This window comes from Aeromonas sp. R4-1, from assembly GCF_040908325.1.
Taxonomy (GTDB): Bacteria; Pseudomonadota; Gammaproteobacteria; order Enterobacterales; family Aeromonadaceae; genus Aeromonas; species Aeromonas veronii.
Genome location: NZ_JBFODM010000062.1, coordinates 1 through 16,581, shown reverse-complemented (window position 1 = coordinate 16,581; position 16,581 = coordinate 1). Strand labels below are relative to the sequence as shown.

At 61.8% G+C, this 16,581-nt stretch carries 13 protein-coding genes; 9 read left to right on the top strand and 4 right to left on the bottom strand.

The window, feature by feature from the left end:
- The first annotated feature begins 365 nt into the window (after positions 1-365).
- The 5 genes from AB5Y90_RS10745 (at position 366) to AB5Y90_RS10725 (ending at position 5,967) form a co-directional block, all read left to right on the top strand.
- Positions 366-1,715: an APC family permease gene (locus AB5Y90_RS10745; protein WP_368166870.1), complete on the top strand. Its 1,350-nt coding sequence runs from the start codon at positions 366-368 to the stop codon at positions 1,713-1,715.
- 538 nt (positions 1,716-2,253) lie between these two features.
- Positions 2,254-2,520 carry a hypothetical protein gene (locus tag AB5Y90_RS10740; protein ID WP_021230505.1) on the top strand — a complete coding sequence of 89 codons (267 nt, stop codon included), beginning with the start codon at positions 2,254-2,256 and terminating at the stop codon, positions 2,518-2,520.
- Positions 2,520-3,866 (top strand): APC family permease, encoded by a 1,347-nt coding sequence (locus AB5Y90_RS10735; protein ID WP_021230506.1) that lies wholly within the window; start codon positions 2,520-2,522, stop codon positions 3,864-3,866. Before AB5Y90_RS10740 ends, AB5Y90_RS10735 begins: the two co-directional genes overlap by 1 nt.
- A gap of 307 nt (positions 3,867-4,173) precedes the next feature.
- Entirely contained in the window at positions 4,174-5,322 is a 1,149-nt protein-coding gene (locus AB5Y90_RS10730) for a Na/Pi cotransporter family protein (protein ID WP_368166869.1), read from the top strand.
- Between the two features lie 174 nt (positions 5,323-5,496).
- Positions 5,497-5,967 carry an FKBP-type peptidyl-prolyl cis-trans isomerase gene (locus AB5Y90_RS10725; RefSeq protein ID WP_005347462.1) on the top strand — a complete coding sequence of 157 codons (471 nt, stop codon included), beginning with the start codon at positions 5,497-5,499 and terminating at the stop codon, positions 5,965-5,967.
- Between the two features lie 134 nt (positions 5,968-6,101).
- Here the strand turns inward: AB5Y90_RS10725 and AB5Y90_RS10720 are convergent, their stop codons facing one another.
- Complete coding sequence (locus AB5Y90_RS10720; RefSeq protein WP_368166868.1) at positions 6,102-7,871, bottom strand: gamma-glutamyltransferase family protein; 1,770 nt, start codon at positions 7,869-7,871, stop codon at positions 6,102-6,104.
- Positions 7,872-8,062: 191 nt separating this feature from the next.
- Positions 8,063-8,974, bottom strand: coding sequence for a recombination-associated protein RdgC (gene rdgC, locus AB5Y90_RS10715; protein ID WP_368166867.1), 912 nt, complete (start codon positions 8,972-8,974; stop codon positions 8,063-8,065).
- 177 nt (positions 8,975-9,151) lie between these two features.
- Here rdgC and AB5Y90_RS10710 point away from each other — a divergent pair, with 177 nt between their 5' ends.
- From AB5Y90_RS10710 to AB5Y90_RS10700, 3 genes are all read left to right on the top strand, one after another.
- Positions 9,152-9,580 (top strand): GNAT family N-acetyltransferase, encoded by a 429-nt coding sequence (locus tag AB5Y90_RS10710; protein ID WP_005338252.1) that lies wholly within the window; start codon positions 9,152-9,154, stop codon positions 9,578-9,580.
- 103 nt (positions 9,581-9,683) lie between these two features.
- On the top strand, positions 9,684-10,910 hold the full coding sequence (locus AB5Y90_RS10705) for an exonuclease SbcCD subunit D C-terminal domain-containing protein (RefSeq protein ID WP_368166866.1): 1,227 nt from the start codon (positions 9,684-9,686) through the stop codon (positions 10,908-10,910).
- Positions 10,907-14,659 carry an AAA family ATPase gene (locus AB5Y90_RS10700; protein ID WP_368166865.1) on the top strand — a complete coding sequence of 1,251 codons (3,753 nt, stop codon included), beginning with the start codon at positions 10,907-10,909 and terminating at the stop codon, positions 14,657-14,659. The genes AB5Y90_RS10705 and AB5Y90_RS10700 overlap by 4 nt, the downstream gene beginning before the upstream one ends.
- Before the next feature lie 93 nt (positions 14,660-14,752).
- On the opposite strand, the gene AB5Y90_RS10695 is transcribed toward AB5Y90_RS10700, so the two are convergent.
- Positions 14,753-15,517 carry a class III extradiol ring-cleavage dioxygenase gene (locus AB5Y90_RS10695; protein ID WP_201990819.1) on the bottom strand — a complete coding sequence of 255 codons (765 nt, stop codon included), beginning with the start codon at positions 15,515-15,517 and terminating at the stop codon, positions 14,753-14,755.
- Between the two features lie 166 nt (positions 15,518-15,683).
- Positions 15,684-15,926: a hypothetical protein gene (locus tag AB5Y90_RS10690; protein ID WP_201990818.1), complete on the bottom strand. Its 243-nt coding sequence runs from the start codon at positions 15,924-15,926 to the stop codon at positions 15,684-15,686.
- A 308-nt stretch (positions 15,927-16,234) separates the two neighbouring features.
- On the opposite strand from AB5Y90_RS10690, the gene AB5Y90_RS10685 reads away from it, so the two are divergent.
- Positions 16,235-16,581 (top strand): pyruvate kinase (locus AB5Y90_RS10685; protein WP_368166451.1); only part of this gene is annotated, 347 nt, incomplete at its 3' end.

The window sequence follows — 16,581 nt, the reverse complement described above, 5'->3', positions numbered from 1 at the left end:
CAGCAGGAAAGTGACCACTTACCTGTGCAAATAAATGCAATTTTGCCCCCTTTTTTTCTTGTCAAGGGGGCCCTGCAAATGCACAATGCGCCGCCACTGAAAGAACCGATGTAAAACAATGGCATCGGTTCTTTTTTAGACAGTGAACACACCCATAAACGAGGCCGGATCACCCCCGGAAAAGATAGCGAGATTGGCAGCAGTCTCCCGACACCAAGTCTAGTGAGGAACAACATGGGGCATCTCAATGCTTTCCAACCGGCCATGGCCGGTGTGCGCCGCCCTGGCGCCCTTGATTCCCGGGCCTCTCTCCCGGTTTCGTTGATGGACCGTGCCACTCTGGCACTGCATGAGGAACATGCATAATGGCGGCCCAGCAGGTTGGTCTGAAAAAGACCCTCAAACTGTGGCAGGTCGTGGTTATGGGACTGGCGTACCTCACCCCCATGGCAGTGTTCGACACCTTCGGCATCGTTACCGAGATCACCGAAGGCCATGTGCCAACCGCCTACCTGTTTGCCCTCATCGGCATGCTGTTCACTGCCCTGAGCTACGGCCATCTGGTGCGCAAGTTCCCGTCAGCCGGCTCTGCCTATACCTATGCCCAGAAGGTGTTTCACCCCTATGTCGGCTTTATGGTGGGTTGGACCTCCCTGCTCGACTACATGTTCATGCCGATGATCAACATGCTGCTGGCCAAGATCTATCTGGAAGCCCTCTTCCCGAACGTAGAGCCCTGGACCTATATCTTCGGTCTGGCGGCGGTGATGACCGCCCTCAACCTGCGCGGCATCAAGCTGGTGGCCAACTTCAACAGCCTGATCGTGGTGATGCAGTTCAGCATCATCGCCATCTTCATTGGCCTGATCGCCTGGGGTGTTCACAACGGTGAAGGGCTGGGGACCGTGGCCAGCAGCCGTCCCTTCTTCTCCGAGCAGATCCAGGTGTCACCACTGCTGATGGGGGCCTCCATCCTCTGTCTATCGTTCCTCGGTTTTGACGCCATCAGTACCCTGTCGGAAGAGACCCCGGACGCGGATCGGGTGATCCCCCGCGCCATCGTGCTGACGGCGCTGATTGGCGGTGTGCTATTCGTCACCACCTCCTACTTCCTGCAGCTCTACTTCCCAGACATCTCCCGCTTCCAGCATCCGGATGCGGTACTGCCGGAGATCACCCTCTATGTCGGCGGAAAGCTGTTCCAGGCGGTGGTGCTGGTCTGCACCACAGTAGCGGTGCTGGCCTCGGGGCTCGCCTCCCACGCCGGTGTATCGCGCCTGCTCTACGTGATGGGTCGTGATCGCGCCCTGCCTGCCCGCTTCTTCGGCTACATCCATCCGAAGTGGCAGACCCCGGCGTTCAACGTGCTGCTGGTCGGCCTGCTGGCCCTCTCTGCGGTGTCGCTGGATCTGGAGATGGCGCTGGCGCTGATCAACTTCGGCGCCCTGGTGGCCTTCACCTTCGTCAATCTGGCGGTGATTGCCCACTTCTATGTGAAGCTGGGCCGCAACAAGTGTCTCAAGGATCACCTGATGTACCTGCTGCTGCCGCTCTGTGGCGCCGCCTGCATCGGGGTGCTGTGGCTCAACCTCGAGCCATCTTCCTTCGAGCTGGGTCTGATCTGGGCGGCGCTGGGGGCCATCTACCTGTTCCTGCGCCTCACCGTGTTCCGCATCCCGCTGCATACCGCCGACAAGGTGGAGATCGCCCAGTAACCGCTGGCGCCCCTCCCCTCGATAGCGAACAAGGAGCCTGCGGGCTCCTTGTTGTTTTTGCGGTGTTCTGGTTGCCAGCTGCACGGGTTGCCAGAAATGCGGTTTCTGCAGGAAGTGTGACTGATTTCAAATAACTACCCAGCCGGACCGCTCGCCGGGCCATGGCCCGAGCCGCGTCGCCCCCTATCCTCAGTCATTAATGTGAATGGATATGCAGCCACTCTTTTTCCACTTCACCCCCTCCCATCCCCCACCAGCCGATAAGATCGCAGGACTCAAGCCCGGGGGAACGCCGGCAAATATGATCAGGATCAATGTTGATGCGCTATGCACCCTGCAGCCCCGATTTGCCGATTTTTCATACGCCATGACAGGGTTCTCTTCCCCCCCGAAAAAGGGGGAGTGGCTCGGGGACGGCTGCAGGGGGCGAGTGACCACTTACCTGCTCCGTGCGTATGCAAAAAAATGCGTTAATCCGCCCTTTTTTGCTTGTCAAGGGGGCTGACCGAATGCACAATACGCCGCCAATAAAGGACCGATGTTCACTGCGACATCGGTTTTTGTATTTTTGAAGTGCAGTACAAACCCACCACAAGAGGCCGGAACGTTTCCGGAAGTGATATTCGAGATTGCCAAACAATCTCCCGACGTTGAGAGGATAACAATGGGGCGTTTTAATGCTTTCCTGCCGGTACAGCCCGGTATGCGCCTCCCCGGCGCCCTTGATGTACAGGCTTGCGAATCCATCGTATCCCTGCGCTCGTTGCAAGCACGTGCTGCGGCACTGATTGAGGAGAAAGCGTAATGGCATCGCAAAACGCCAAGCTGCTCAAGACCCTTACCCTGACACAAGTGATTGTGATGGGTCTGGCCTATCTGACCCCCATGGCTGTCTTCGACACCTTCGCCATCGTCGGTGATATCACCGATGGCCGGGTCGCCACCGCCTATCTGCTGGCTCTGGGTGGCATCCTGCTCACCGCTTTCAGCTACGGACATCTGGTACGCAAGTTCCCCTCTGCGGGCTCTGCCTATACCTATGCCCAGAAAGTGTTCAACCCCTACGTCGGTTTCATGGTCGGCTGGTCATCCCTGCTCGACTACATGTTCATGCCGATGATCAACATCCTGCTGGCCAAGATCTACCTGACCGCCATGTTCCCGGGCGTCGAGCCCTGGGTGTTCATCTTCGGTCTGGTGACCGTGATGACCTTCCTGAACCTGCGCGGCATCAATCTGGTGGCCAACTTCAATGGTCTGATCGTGGTGATCCAGCTGGCCATCATCACCCTCTTTATCGGCCTGATGGCGTGGGGCATCTACCACGGCGAAGGGGCTGGCACCCTGATGAGCAGCCGTCCGTTCCACTTCGAGTCAGCACAGCTGGTACCGCTCTTTACCGGTGCGACCATCCTCTGCTTCTCGTTCCTGGGCTTTGACGGTCTGAGCTCCCTCTCCGAAGAGACTCCGAACGCTGGCAAGGTGATCCCCAAGGCGATCGTGCTGACTGCCCTTATCGGCGGCATCATCTTCGTGGTGGTCTCTTACTGCCTGCAGCTCTACTTCCCGAGCCTCGCCCGCTTCCAGCATCCGGATGCGGTACTGCCGGAGATCGCCCTCTACGTTGGCGGCACCTTCTTCCAGTCCGTAGTTCTGGTCTGCACCACGGTCGCGGTACTGGCCTCCGGCATGGCGGCTCACGCCGGTGTGTCGCGCATCCTCTACGTGATGGGGCGTGACCGCATGATCCCGGAGCGGGTGTTTGGCTACATCCACCCGAAATACCGTACTCCGGCCATCAACGTGCTGATGGTAGGCGGTCTGGCCCTCTCCGCCGTGTCGTTTGATCTGGATACCGCACTGGCGCTGGTCAACTTCGGCGCACTGGTGGCGTTCAGCTTCGTCAACCTGTCGGTGATCGGTCAGTTCTGGGTGCGCGAGAAACGCAACAAGACCCTCAAGGATCACGTCATCTACCTGTTGATGCCGTTGCTCGGCGCCGCCACCATCGGTGCTCTGTGGATCAACCTGGAGCAGAGCTCGCTGGAGCTGGGCCTGATCTGGGCTGGCCTCGGCGCAACCTATCTGTTCCTGCGTCTGGCGGTGTTCCGCATCCCGTTCCGTCAGTACGAAGAAGCAGCTGACGCCTGATCCTTTGGGGATAACGGATAGACAGAAGGGGAGCCATGGCTCCCCTTCTTGCTATTTGACGGGCTGAATATGGGGCTCGACTATTGCCACTCTCCCGCACTTGCTTGGTCGGCAAGGAACAGACAGGGTGGATGGCGCCACCAGCCATATTTCTCGCCATCCCCATCATCTATTGACGAGCAAACCACCAAAGCAAGTCATAAAACCATCATAAAAGTGTCACCTTGTCATATTTCTGTCATTAACCACTGATTAAATGCGCGGGTCATCAACAACCCAAGACGGAACGACCGTCTCAAGAGGCTTTATGCAACACCATCACTCCTTGTCACAGCCGCCCGCGACCCGCGCCCTGTTCAACTGGATGAGTGTCATCGTACTGGTCTACCTGATCCTGGTTGCCGTGGGCGCCATCTCCCACGGCTTCAAAGATTTCTCCGGCGGCGCCGAGGGCGCAGCCCAGATCTTCGCCTTTGCCAACAACCCCTTTGTCGCCCTGCTGCTGGGTATTCTCGCTACCGCGCTGGTGCAATCCTCCAGCACCGTCACCTCGGTGATCGTTGGTCTGGTAGCTGGCGGCCTGCCCATCAGCATGGCCATCCCCATGGTCATGGGTGCCAACCTCGGCACCACCATCACCAACACCATCGTCTCCATGGGCCATGTGCGGGATCGCGCCGAGTTCCGCCGCGCCTTCGCCGCCGCTACCGTGCACGACTTCTTCAACCTGCTGGCGGTGTTCATCTTCCTGCCGCTGGAGCTGATGTTCGGCCTGCTGCAACACAGCGCCGAGTGGCTGGCCAACCTGCTGGTAGGCTCCGCCAACATGTCGATGAAGGGCATGGATTTCATGAAGCCGCTGACCGCACCGGCCCAGCAGCTGATTGACAGCGCCGTTGCCTTCCTGCCGGGCAAGGGTGCCGCCATCGCGACCATCATCATCGGTATCCTGCTGATCCTCGCCTGTGTCACGTATCTGGGCAAAGTGCTGCAACAGGTACTGGTTGGCCGTGCCAAAGAGGTGCTGCACAACGCGCTGGGCCGTGGCCCTCTGACCGGCATCACCTCCGGTGCGCTGGTGACCATCATGGTGCAGTCCTCCTCCACCACCACCAGCCTGATGATCCCGCTGGCCGGCGGCGGCGTGTTCAGCACCCGTCAGCTCTACCCATTCACCCTGGGGGCCAATATCGGTACCACCATCACCGCCCTGCTGGCTGCCACCGCCATCAGTGGAGCCGGTGCCCAGCTGGCCCTGACCATCGCGCTGGTCCACGTGCTGTTCAACCTCTTTGCCGTGGTCATCATCTATGGCATCCCCTTCCTGCGCGACCTGCCGGTGCGCGCCGCCGAGGGGCTGGCCCGGGTAGGCAGCGAGAACAAGCTGCTGGCTCTGGGTTATGTGACGGGTCTCTTCTTCGCCCTGCCCGCCCTGATGATGGTGGCCGCCAAGTAAGCGCCGCCGCCATGACAAGGGGCGAGTCACCGACTCGCCCCTTTTTGCGTCTGCGTCTCCGAGCTTTGCCTGCCCGCTCACATCCTCCCGCCCTGTGGCTCGCCATCAGGGGCCGTGCGCGATAAGATGGCGCCCTCATTGCACTTTTTACATTTCATGGAACAGGAAAAACCGATGAAATTCATACTGATCGCGCTGCTCATCGCCGGTGTGGCCTACTACTTCTACTCCAGCAGCAACAACAAGAAGCTGGCGGCCGACAACGTGCGGATTGGCGCCGAGTTCCTCGCCAGCAACAAGGAGAAGCCGCTGGTGACCACCACCGCCTCCGGCCTGCAGTACGAAGTGCTGACCCCGGGCACCGGCACCGTTCACCCCACCGCCACCAGCAAGGTGAAGGTGCACTACGAGGGCAAACTGCTGGATGGCACAGTCTTTGACAGCTCGGTCGCCCGTGGCGAGCCCATCGAGTTTGGCCTCAATCAGGTGATCGCTGGCTGGACCGAAGGGGTGCAGCTGATGGTGGAAGGTGAGAAGACCCGTTTCTACATCCCCGCCAACCTCGCCTACGGCGACCGTGCAGCAGGCAAAATCCCGCCGGGATCAGTCCTGATCTTTGACGTGGAGCTGCTGGGTATCCAGTAACCGCGCAGGATGCTCCAGTGGCAATATCCCACTGAGCGCCCGTACTGATCTTTGATATGAAGCTGCTGGGCATCCAGTAAGCGCACCATCAGTAACAAGGCCAGCATCATGCTGGCCTTGTTATTATGGGAACCTTACTCCCCCTTGGCGATCCCTTCCCGGCGCGGATCCGCTGCGCCAAACCAGCCGCCAGCGTTGCGCTCAACCCCCTGCAGGCCGGAAGTTTGTTCATTTAGCACAACTTCGTGTCCCCTCGCCTTCAACCCCTCGACCACCGACATGGGGGTGCGTCCCGCTTCCAGCTCGGTGGGGCCGTTGCGGCTGCCAAAGTTGGGCAGGTTGATGGCCTGTTGCAGGTTCAGGCCCCAATCCTGAGTGCCGAGCAGGGTCTTACCCACGTAGTTGATGATGGCGGAGCCCCCCGGCGAGCCCAGCGTCATGGTCAGCTCGCCACTTGGCTTGTCAAACACCAGCAGGGGTGACATGGAGGAGCGGGGCCGCTTGCCCGGCTCCACCCGGTTTGCCACCGGCAGACCGGCAGCATCTACCGAGGTGAAGGAGAAATCGGTGAGCTGGTTGTTGAGCAGGTAGCCGTTGACCATCTGACGCGATCCGAAACCATCCTCGATGGAGCTGGTCATGGAGATGGCCATCCCTGCCTTGTCGACGATCGAGACATGGCTGGTGGAGGGGAGTTCCGGGGTCGCATCCTTGCCCCGCGCCAGCGCCAGTGGCGGCGAACCGGGATTGGCAATCCCCATGGAGTGCTGACCGACAAGCTTGCCGCGTTCGGCCAGATAGCCTTTGTCCAGCAACCCCTGTACCGGCACGCTGACAAAATCGCTGTCGGCGATGTACTGGTTGCGATCGGCGAAGGCCAGACGCGCCGCTTCGCTGTAGAGGTGGATAGCCTCGCTGGAAGCAGCCAGTCCCCCCTCCTTCGTGGTGATCGGCTTGAGGGCCGCCATATCGCGGCTCTCCAGCATGCCGAAGATCTGGCCGAGCGCCAAGGTGCCGGACGAGGGAGTGGGAAAGCCGCAGATCTTGCTCTGGCGATAGTCAAAGCAGAGGCCATCCCGCAGTTTGGCCTGATAGCTGGCCGCCAGAACCCCGGGATTGGTGGGATGCTGGCGAACCTTGGCCACCATGGCATCCGCCAGCGGCCCCTGATAAAAGGCATCCGCCCCCTCTGTGGCCAGAGTGCGCAGCACCTTGGCCAGCGCCGGGTTGGTCAGCCGGGTGCCTGCCATTTTGGGGCTGCCATCCGCCTGATAGAAGTAGGCTCGCGCCTGCGGATCCCGTGCCAGATAGTGATCCTTGGCCAGCAATGTGGCCAGCCGAGGACTTATCACAAATCCTTGCTCTGCCAGCGTGATGGCGGGCTCGAACAGCACAGCCCAGGGCAGCTTGCCATAACGCTGATGGGCCAGTGCCAGAGCGCGCAGGGTGCCGGGAACGCCGACCGAGCGGCCCCCCACTACCCCGTCATAAAACGCCAGCGGCTTGCCATCTTGCATAAACAGCTGGTCGGTGGCGGCGGCTGGCGCTGTCTCGCGGCCATCCACCGCACTCACCTTGCGGCCATCCCACACCAGCAGCAGCGTTCCGCCACCGATCCCGGAGGATTGCGGCTCCACCAGCGTCAACACCAGCTGCACCGCAATGGCGGCATCGACGGCACTGCCACCGGCCTTGATGATCTGGTAGCCCGCATCCACCGCCAGCGGGTTGGCGGCCGCCACCATGAAGTCATGGCCCTGCCAACCCTGCTTGTCGGTCCAGCCACTGGCGGCTTCCGGCGCGATCAGGGTCTGGGCTGGCGGGGTGTAGTGAAAGCCGTTGTCACTGGCACAACCGGCCAGCAGGGCAAGGGCGATAGCGAGCCCCAGAGGTTTGCGCAACATGACACTCTCCTTGTCTGTTTTATGACCATGAAGAGGGACTATGTCACGATTGGCGCTGGTAGCTCAAGTTATTGAGCAAGATCAATATCTTACTCATCTATCAATAATGGCTATCCGCAATAGGTATAAAAAAACCGCCCGAAGGCGGCTTTTACGATGGGATGGCAGAGGCCAAAAAGGCGCATGTCCGGTTAGATGGACTGCTCTTCGCCACCCAGGGCGGCAAACAGCGCCGGGATAAACTGGGACAGCTCGGCGGTGACCAGCGCGAAGTCGGCATCCAGACGGGCAGCCGGATCTTCGCTGGTGACGTCGTCGTTCTGCTCGCGCAGCTCTTCGCTGAATTTCAGACGCTTGATGGCGAGATCATCCCCCAGCACGAAGCTGACGGTCTCGCCCCAGTTGAGGGCCAGCTTGGTCACCAGCTTGTCATTGGCCAGGTGGTTCTTGATTTCATCCGTCATCAGATCCTGCTGCTTGCAGCGGATGATACCGCCGTGCTCCATGGCACTGCGCAGCTCGGCTTCATCTTCCAGCGTGAAGGAGGCAGGCAGGTTGCCCTCGTTCAGCCACTCGGTCATGGTGATCTCGGGCGGGTTCTTGAGGGCCACCGGCACCACCGGCAGGGAGCCGATGGATTTGCGCAACAGTGCCAGCAGATCATCCGCCTTCTTGGCAGAACCTGCGTCCACCACCATCAAATTGTCGGCCGGATTGATCCAGGCGAAGGTCTGGCTGGTACGACTGAAGGCACGGGGCAGCAGAGTGTGGAGGATCTCCTCTTTGAGCGCTTCCTTCTCTTTCTTTTTGAGGGCGCGTCCCTGTTCGAACTCGATCGCCTCTACCTTCTCGGCCAGCATCTCCTTGACCACGGTACCGGGCAGCATCTTCTCCTCTTTGCGGGCGCAGATGAGGATGTGACCGGAGGCAGAGTGAGTCAGGGTTGAGCCGAATTTGCCAAGGGGCTTGACCCACCCGAAACGGGAGATGTCCTGACTGCCGCAAGGGGTGAAGGCACAGGCTTCCAGCTGGGTTTCCAGCTGATCCACGGTCAGGTCAAAGGGGCGGGTAAAGCGATAAATCTGCAGGTTTTTAAACCACATGGCGTCCTCGGTCTCTAGATTGTCCGGCGGGCATTGTACTAGAGAGGCGCTTTGTGATCAGCCAATCATTCTCGCTAAATAAAGGGCGATCGACCTCACAGGGTCTCATTTATGTCACCTGTTTGTTCATCAAGTTCTCCTAGACTGCGAAAGTAAATTGTTAATAAGGATGAAGGTATGTTGCGGCCCAGTCGCCCGGAAGACATGGAAGAGATCGTCGAAATCTGGTTGCTGGCCTCCCTGCAGGCCCACGATTTCGTCGATGCCTCCTGCTGGTGGCAGGCCCAGGAGGATCTGCGTACCCGCTATCTCGATCGCGCAGCCATCTGGGTGTTCGAGGAGCGCGGCGATCTGCTCGGTTTCATGGCACTGGTGGACAACTATCTCGCCGCCCTGTTCGTGCGCCCCGACCGTCAGGGGCGCGGTGTCGGCCACGCCCTGCTGCAGGAGGCCAAGCGTCAGGGGGCGTCGCTCCACGCCCGGGTCTTTGTCGAGAACGATCAGGCGGTGCGTTTCTATCGCCGCCACGGCTTCGTCATCGAGGCCGAAGAGTCCGATCCCCTCACCGGCCACCCCCAATACCGGATGTGCTGCGAACCTGCCTGAATCGATGCCAGCCCCCTGTTTTACTTGAAAAAAGCAAGGGGCATCCTCATCTTGTCTCCATCGGGTGCCACCGGCACCATCCCTGCAACCGGGCTGCTTTCCAATGAAAATCCTCCATACCGCCGACTGGCACCTTGGCCATCAACTTCATGGCCATGACCGCCGTTTTGAACACGATGCCTTTCTCGACTGGCTGAGTGACACCCTCAAAGCGCGCGAGATCGACGCCCTGCTGGTGGCGGGCGATCTGTTTGATACCGCCAATCCCCCCGCCAGCGCCTGGCAACAGCTCTACCGTTTTCTGGCGCGGCTGCGCGCCGAGATGCCCCACCTCAACATGGTGCTGATCGGCGGCAACCACGACTCCCCCTCCAAGCTCGATGCTCCCCACGAGCTGCTGCGCGCCTTTGATCTGCATCTGGTGGGCAGCATCAGCCGCGACAGTGAGGGCAAGCTCGAGACCGACCGTCTGCTGGTACCGCTGCAAGACCGGGAGGGCAACATTGCCGCCTGGTGCGCCGCCGTGCCGTTCCTGCGCAGCAGCGATCTGCGGGTGGAGCAGTTGGCAGAGGGGCAGGACAGACTGATCGAAGGGGTAGGGCAGGTCTACGCAGAAGTGCTGGCCGAAGGGCGCGCCCGCTGCGGGGAGGATCTGCCACTCATCGCCATGGGCCACGCCTATCTGGCGGCGGGCCAGCTCTCCGAGCTGTCGGAGCGGCGGGTGCTCGGCGGCAACCAGCACGCCCTGCCTGCCGAACTCTTTGCCGGTGCCGACTACACGGCGCTCGGTCACCTCCATCTGGCCCAGAGTCCGGCCGAGGGGGTGCACTACAGCGGCTCGCCGCTGCCGCTCTCGCTTGCCGAAGCCAACTACAACCATCAGGTGCTGGAAGTGACCTTTGCAGAGGGGAAACTGGCCGGGTTGGAGCGGATCCCGGTGCCCCGCGCGGTGGAGATGATCCGCCTGCCCCAGAGCACCCTCGACGACGCGCTGAACGCCATCGCATCGCTCGAGCTGCCTGCTTGTCCACAAGAGGCACAACCCTTCCTCGAAGTGCGGCTGCTGCTGCCCAAGCCCGAGGCCCGCATCCGCGAGCGCATTCTGGCGGCCATCGCAGACAAACCGGTGCGTCTGGCCCGCATCAGCACCCAGTATCAGGGCTCGGGCGAAGGACTGGCCGATGGTCGCGAGCGGCGCAGGCTGGATGAGCTCTCCCCCACCGAGGTGTTTCGCCTCTGCTATCAGCGCCAGTTTGAAGGGGAGCCCGAGGCTGGGCTGGTCGCCTCGTTTGAAGAGATCCTGGAGCAGGTGAAGGAGTCAAACCAATGAAAATCTTGTCTCTGTCAGGTGAGAATCTGGCCAGTCTGACCGGCCCCTTCACCATCGACTTTACCAGGGGTGCGCTCGGCGCCGCGGGTCTGTTTGCCATCACCGGCAACACTGGCGCGGGCAAGAGCACATTGCTCGACGCCATTTGTCTGGCCCTCTACGACGAGATGCCGCGCTTTATCGCCAATCGCAAGAACGTGGCCGAAGTGGGCCGCATGGATGATGAAGAGAAGCTCAAGGCCAACGACGTGCGCGGCATCCTCAGTCGCGGCCACGCCAGCGGCTTTGCCGAGGTGCAGTTTCGTGGCTGCGATGGCCGCATCTGGCTGGCCCGCTGGGCGGTGCGCCGGGCACGCAACCGCTCGGAGGGGCGCTTTCAGGCGCAGGAGCGAACCCTGACCGATGTGGAGTCCGGGCAAGTTTTCTCCGGCAGCAAGCGGGAGCTGCAGGATCGCATCGACGAGCTGGTGGGTCTCTCCTGGGAGCAGTTCCGCCGCGCGGTGATCCTGCCGCAGGGGGAATTTGCCGCCTTTCTCAAATCGGATGCCAACGAGCGCTCCGCCCTGCTCGAACGGATGACCGGCACCGAGCTCTACTCCGCCATCTCCATCCAGACCTATGAACGGGCGCGGGAAGAGCAGCAGAAGCTGGCCACCATCGCCCAGCGCCTCGGCGACGTGGCACTGATGGATGAAGCGACCCGCGAACAGTGGGTAAGCCAGCAGATAAGCCTCTCCACCACCCTCAAGCACGAGCAGCAACAGCAGCAGCTGATGCAGGACTTGCGCGACCTCAACAGCCGCATTGCCGCCCAGCTGCAGGGCTGCGCCGAGGGGCAGGCGGCGCTCGATGCCGCCCTGCAGGCCCACGGCGCCGCGGCCCCCGAGCGCGAGGAGTTTGCCCGTGCCGAACAGACCCAGGTGGCCCGCGCCGATCACGACGAGCTGGCCCGCCTCACCCTTGAGGTACAGCAGCAGGAGAAGGTGATCGCCGAGCTGGTACCAGAGCTGGCCAAACTCGAGGAGCAGACCCAGCAGAGCGCGCTGACCGAGCAGCAACTGCTGGCGGAGAAGATCGCCGCCGAGCGGGAATGGGGTGCCCTGCAACCCGAACTCAAGCGGGCGCAGGAGCTCGATACCCGCATCCGGGAAAAAGTGCAGCAGTTGCAGAAGATCCAGCAGGAGGGGGCGCAGGAGCGAGAAGTGCAGCTCACCCTCGAGCAGGGCTGGCGCGAGCAGAGCAGACAGGTGGAGCTGCTCAAGCAGCAGCACCAGCAGTGGGGCCTTTGGCTCGAAGAGCACAAGGAGCTGGCACCGGTTGCCCGCCAGTGGCAGCCCCTGCTCACCGCCATGCAGGATTGGGCCGAGGATGCCGACAAGCTGCAGCAACTGCTCACCCTGCGCGATCACAAGCTGCGCGCCCTGCAACAGTTGCAGCGCCAGCTGGAGCAAGGCCAGCAGGAGCGCGACTACTGGCAACATGAACAAGCTCGGCTGCAACAGCAACAGAACGAGCTGCAGGAGCAGCAGTGGGAGAGCCGCCTCGCCAAGGCGCAGGAGCAGTGGCAGCAGCAAACCGAACAGCTGGGTCAGCTGCGCCAGTTGCTGGAGCTGGCCGACTATGGCCGCAACCACGGCGAACAGCATGGCCGCCTGCAGCAGGAGATTGCCCAGCTGGAGCAGGCGCTCGGCAAGCTCGCCACCCTAAGCGAAGAGCTGGCCCCCGCCCGCGAGCGGCTCGCCCTGCAGCGGGATGAGGCGCGCCACGCGCTGGAGCAGTCCCGCGCCATCGCCAGCTTCGAGCAGTATCGCCATATCCTGAGCGATGGCGAACCTTGCCCGCTGTGCGGTTCCGGGGAGCACCCCTACAGCCAGAGCCAGCCACAGGTGGCGGGGATCCTGGGTCAGCTGGCGGAGCGGGCCCGCAGTCTGGAGCTGGAGTGGGAGCGGCTCAACCATCAGTACATTCAGTGCGAGAGCGAGCGTCAGGAGCTGGCCCGCCAGCTGGCGGTGCGTCAGCAACATCTGCCGGAGCTGGAAGCCCGCGCCGAGCAGCTGACCCAGCGCTGGCAACAGCTGGGGGGCGATACCCTGCTGGGTCATCCGCTGCCGCTGCGCCAGAGCCCCATTGAGTGGAACGAGCTGATGAGCACACTGCTTGGCCGTGGCCAGGCGCTGGAGCAGGGGTTGGCCCAGAGCCAGCAGCAGCTGCGTCAGGCCCAGCTTGGTCAACAACAGCTGCAAGGGGTGCGTCAGCAACTGAGCCAACTGGCTGCCCAGCACCAGCAGTTTGACCAGCAGTGGCAGGAGGCCGATCGCCAGCGCATCGCGCTGGAAGGGGAAGTGAAGGGGATGGGCGAGCAGGAGGCGACCCTGCGCCAGCGCCTTGAGCAAGGCGCCCACCGCCTCGACGAGCAGATGGGCGGCCAACCGTGGCGCCAGTGGCTCGGCAGCCAGCAGTGGCACGAGTGGCAGCGAGCCTGCGAAGCCTGGCTGCACGGCCAGAGCGAGTGGGAGCGGCTGGCCAGCGAGATCGCCAGCCTCACCCCCGCCCTGAGCGCGCAGGAGGCACGCCTGCAGACCCAGCGCGAGCTGCTGCACAAACTCGAGCGGGACTACAAGGAGCACGAACAGCAACGGCAGGGGCTGCTCACCAGCCGCAGCGGTTGTCTCGGTGGCGAGGAGATCCCGCTGGTCGAGAGCCGCTGGCAACAGCGGCTGCAACAACTCGCCAGCGAACTGGAGCTGATGCAAAGCGGCGCCCGCGCTCTGCGGGAGCGGCAGACCGAACTCAAGACCCGCCTCACTCATGTGGAGCAGGAAAAGCAGACCAGCAGCCGCCGCAAGCGGGAGGTGCTGGGGCGCTGGGCTGCCCACGCCAGTACCCTCGGCATCGCCGAGTACGACCTGCGCCGTCTGCTCGCCATCAGCCCCGATGAGCTCAAGGCTCGCCGCACGGCCCTGCAAGGATTGGAAGATGCCCTTGGTGAGGCGCGCACCCGCCTTGCCGAGCGGCAACGGGCGCTGGCGCTGGAGGAGAACAAGCGGGATCGCTATCGGGAACATCACCCCGAGCTGGCTGCCCTGCCGGATGCAGAGTTGAGCGATCAACTGGCGGCACTCGATGCCCGCTGTCGCGCCCTTGAAGAGCAGCTGTTCGAGTGCAAGAGCAAGCTGGCACAGGCCGAAGCCGCCGCCCTCAAGGCGGGCAGCCTGCAACAGGAGCTGGCCGCCCAGCAGGCAGTGGCCGACCACTGGCAGCAGCTGTGCGATCTGATCGGGCAGGCCAACGGCGCCAAGTTCCGCACCTTCGCCCAGAGCCTCACCCTCGAGCGTCTGCTGCTGGAGGCCAACGCCCAGCTCGCCGAGCTGTCGCCGCGCTACCGGCTGGAGCGGGTACCCGGCACCGATCTGGCGCTGCAAGTGGTGGATCTCGACATGGGGGACGAGGTGCGTTCGGTGGACTCCCTCTCCGGTGGCGAGAGTTTTCTGGTGTCGCTGGCGCTGGCGCTGGCCCTCTCCAGCCTCTCGTCACGGCAGACCCAGGTCGAGTCGCTTTTTATTGACGAAGGGTTTGGCACCCTGGATCCGGACAGTCTGGATCTGGCGCTCGCCAGCCTCGACTCCCTCCAAGCCGCCGGTCGCCAGATCGGGGTCATCTCCCACGTCCAGACCCTGGTAGAGCGTATTGGCGTGCAGATCAGGGTCGAAGCCCTCGGCGGCGGCGAGAGCCGGGTAGTGATTCCCTGAGAGCCTTCGGCTCAATCACCAGTACCATCGGCTAAATCACTACACCGTACATAACAAGACCCCGCCAATTGGCGGGGTCTTGTTGAGAGGCTATCAGCCGAAGCGGTAGGCGCCCATATAGAGGCTGCCGCCATCCCAGCTTTCGTGCAGCCGGGTGGGCGCCACACCATCGGCCGACCCCAACGCAACAAAGAGCGGGCGCAGATGATCATCGTGGGGATGAGACTCCACCGCTCCGGGGGCCTGCTGGCGATAGTCGAGCAGCGCCAGCCGATCCTCGTCGGCCATCTTCTGCTCCAGCCAGTCGACAAACTGGCTGGCCCACTCCGGCACTGGCGAGCCTTCCGGTGCCAGCGCCCGCAGGTTGTGGGTGATGGCGCCGGAGGCGAGGATGCCAATCCCCTGACTGCGCAGCGCCCCCAATACCTCTCCCAGTTGCCACAACTGGGCCGGGGTGAAGCTCGCGGGAATGGAGATCTGCACCAGCGGGATCTCGCTGTTTGGGTCGATCAGGGAGAGCGGCGACCAGACCCCGTGATCCAGCTCGCGCCGCACCTGGGTGGCGGTCAGTCCGGCCAGTGCCAGCTGGTCGCTCACCCCTTGTTGCAGCCACTCGGGGCTGCTGGCAGGCCAGCGCATCCGGTAGAGGGGCTCGGGAAAACCGTAAAAGTCGTACATCAAGGCCGGTTTGGGCTCGACGTTGATCTGTAGCTCGCGGCTGAACCAGTGGGCGGAGATGACCACCAGCCCCTTGAGCTCACCCAGACGCAGGGTTCGCAAAAAGCGGGTGGCGGGTTGCTCACGCAGCACCAGATCCGGTGCGCCGTGCGAGATAAACCAGACGGGGGCGAGGGACATAAAGCAGACTCCAACAAAGTATCAGGGGCGATACCGGAGGGGATATCGCTGTTGGAATCGATTATCCCCCAGCCATTAAAGGTGAACAATCCAGCAAGATAGATAAGAACTATCAACCAATGGTTGATAATTTCACGCCTTCACGACAGGTAATCGGCAATAGATATCAAGGCTGAGGAGCATCCGGCAGCGGTCGGGCTACACGAAGCGCCATCCGGGTCTCTGCACTGTGATCCTGCCACTCTCGCCACGCCAATCCCTCGGCGGCCGCCTCCCCTTTCACTGGGAGGGAGAAAATCGCCAGCAGTCGCGCATTATCAGGCCAGTAGCGGGCTGGCAGCGTCTGAACCAGCAGCAGGGCGGCGCCCAGCAAGAGCAGAGCCCATCCGGTTTCATGGCTGTTTTTCATCCCGACCTCCTTCACCCGTGCGCCAATGAACTAACATTTTTGCGCAAGCCGGTGACAAGACGGTGACAGCGGACGGGTGGTCATTTTACAACATCTGAACCTCAACCCGGCCAAACAACCACAGATGGCAACATTTGTATCCCTTCAGCCCGAACCTGTGGCCGTATGCTCTAAAATGTGACTCACAGGAAAACGTTATCCCTGAAAAGAAAACGTTATCTGGTCAAAACGTTGTTTCTGGATCATAAAAAGATTCCAAAAACTGGTGTATATTGCTCGGCGGAAATTCCTTAACCATGAAGATTGACATGAAAAAGACCAAAATTGTCTGCACCATCGGTCCGAAGACCGAATCCAAAGAAATGCTGGCTAAAATGCTGGACGCCGGCATGAACGTCATGCGCCTGAACTTCTCCCACGGTGACTACGCCGAGCACGGCAGCCGCATCAGCAACCTGCGCGCTGTAATGGCCGAGACCGGCAAGCACGCAGCTATCCTGCTGGACACCAAGGGTCCGGAAATCCGCACCATGAAGCTGGAAGGCGGCAACGACGTCGCACTGGTCGCTGGCCAGACTTTCACCTTCACCACCGACCAGACCGTGGTTGGCAACAAAGACAAAGTGGCCGTGACCTATGCAGGTTTCGCCAACGA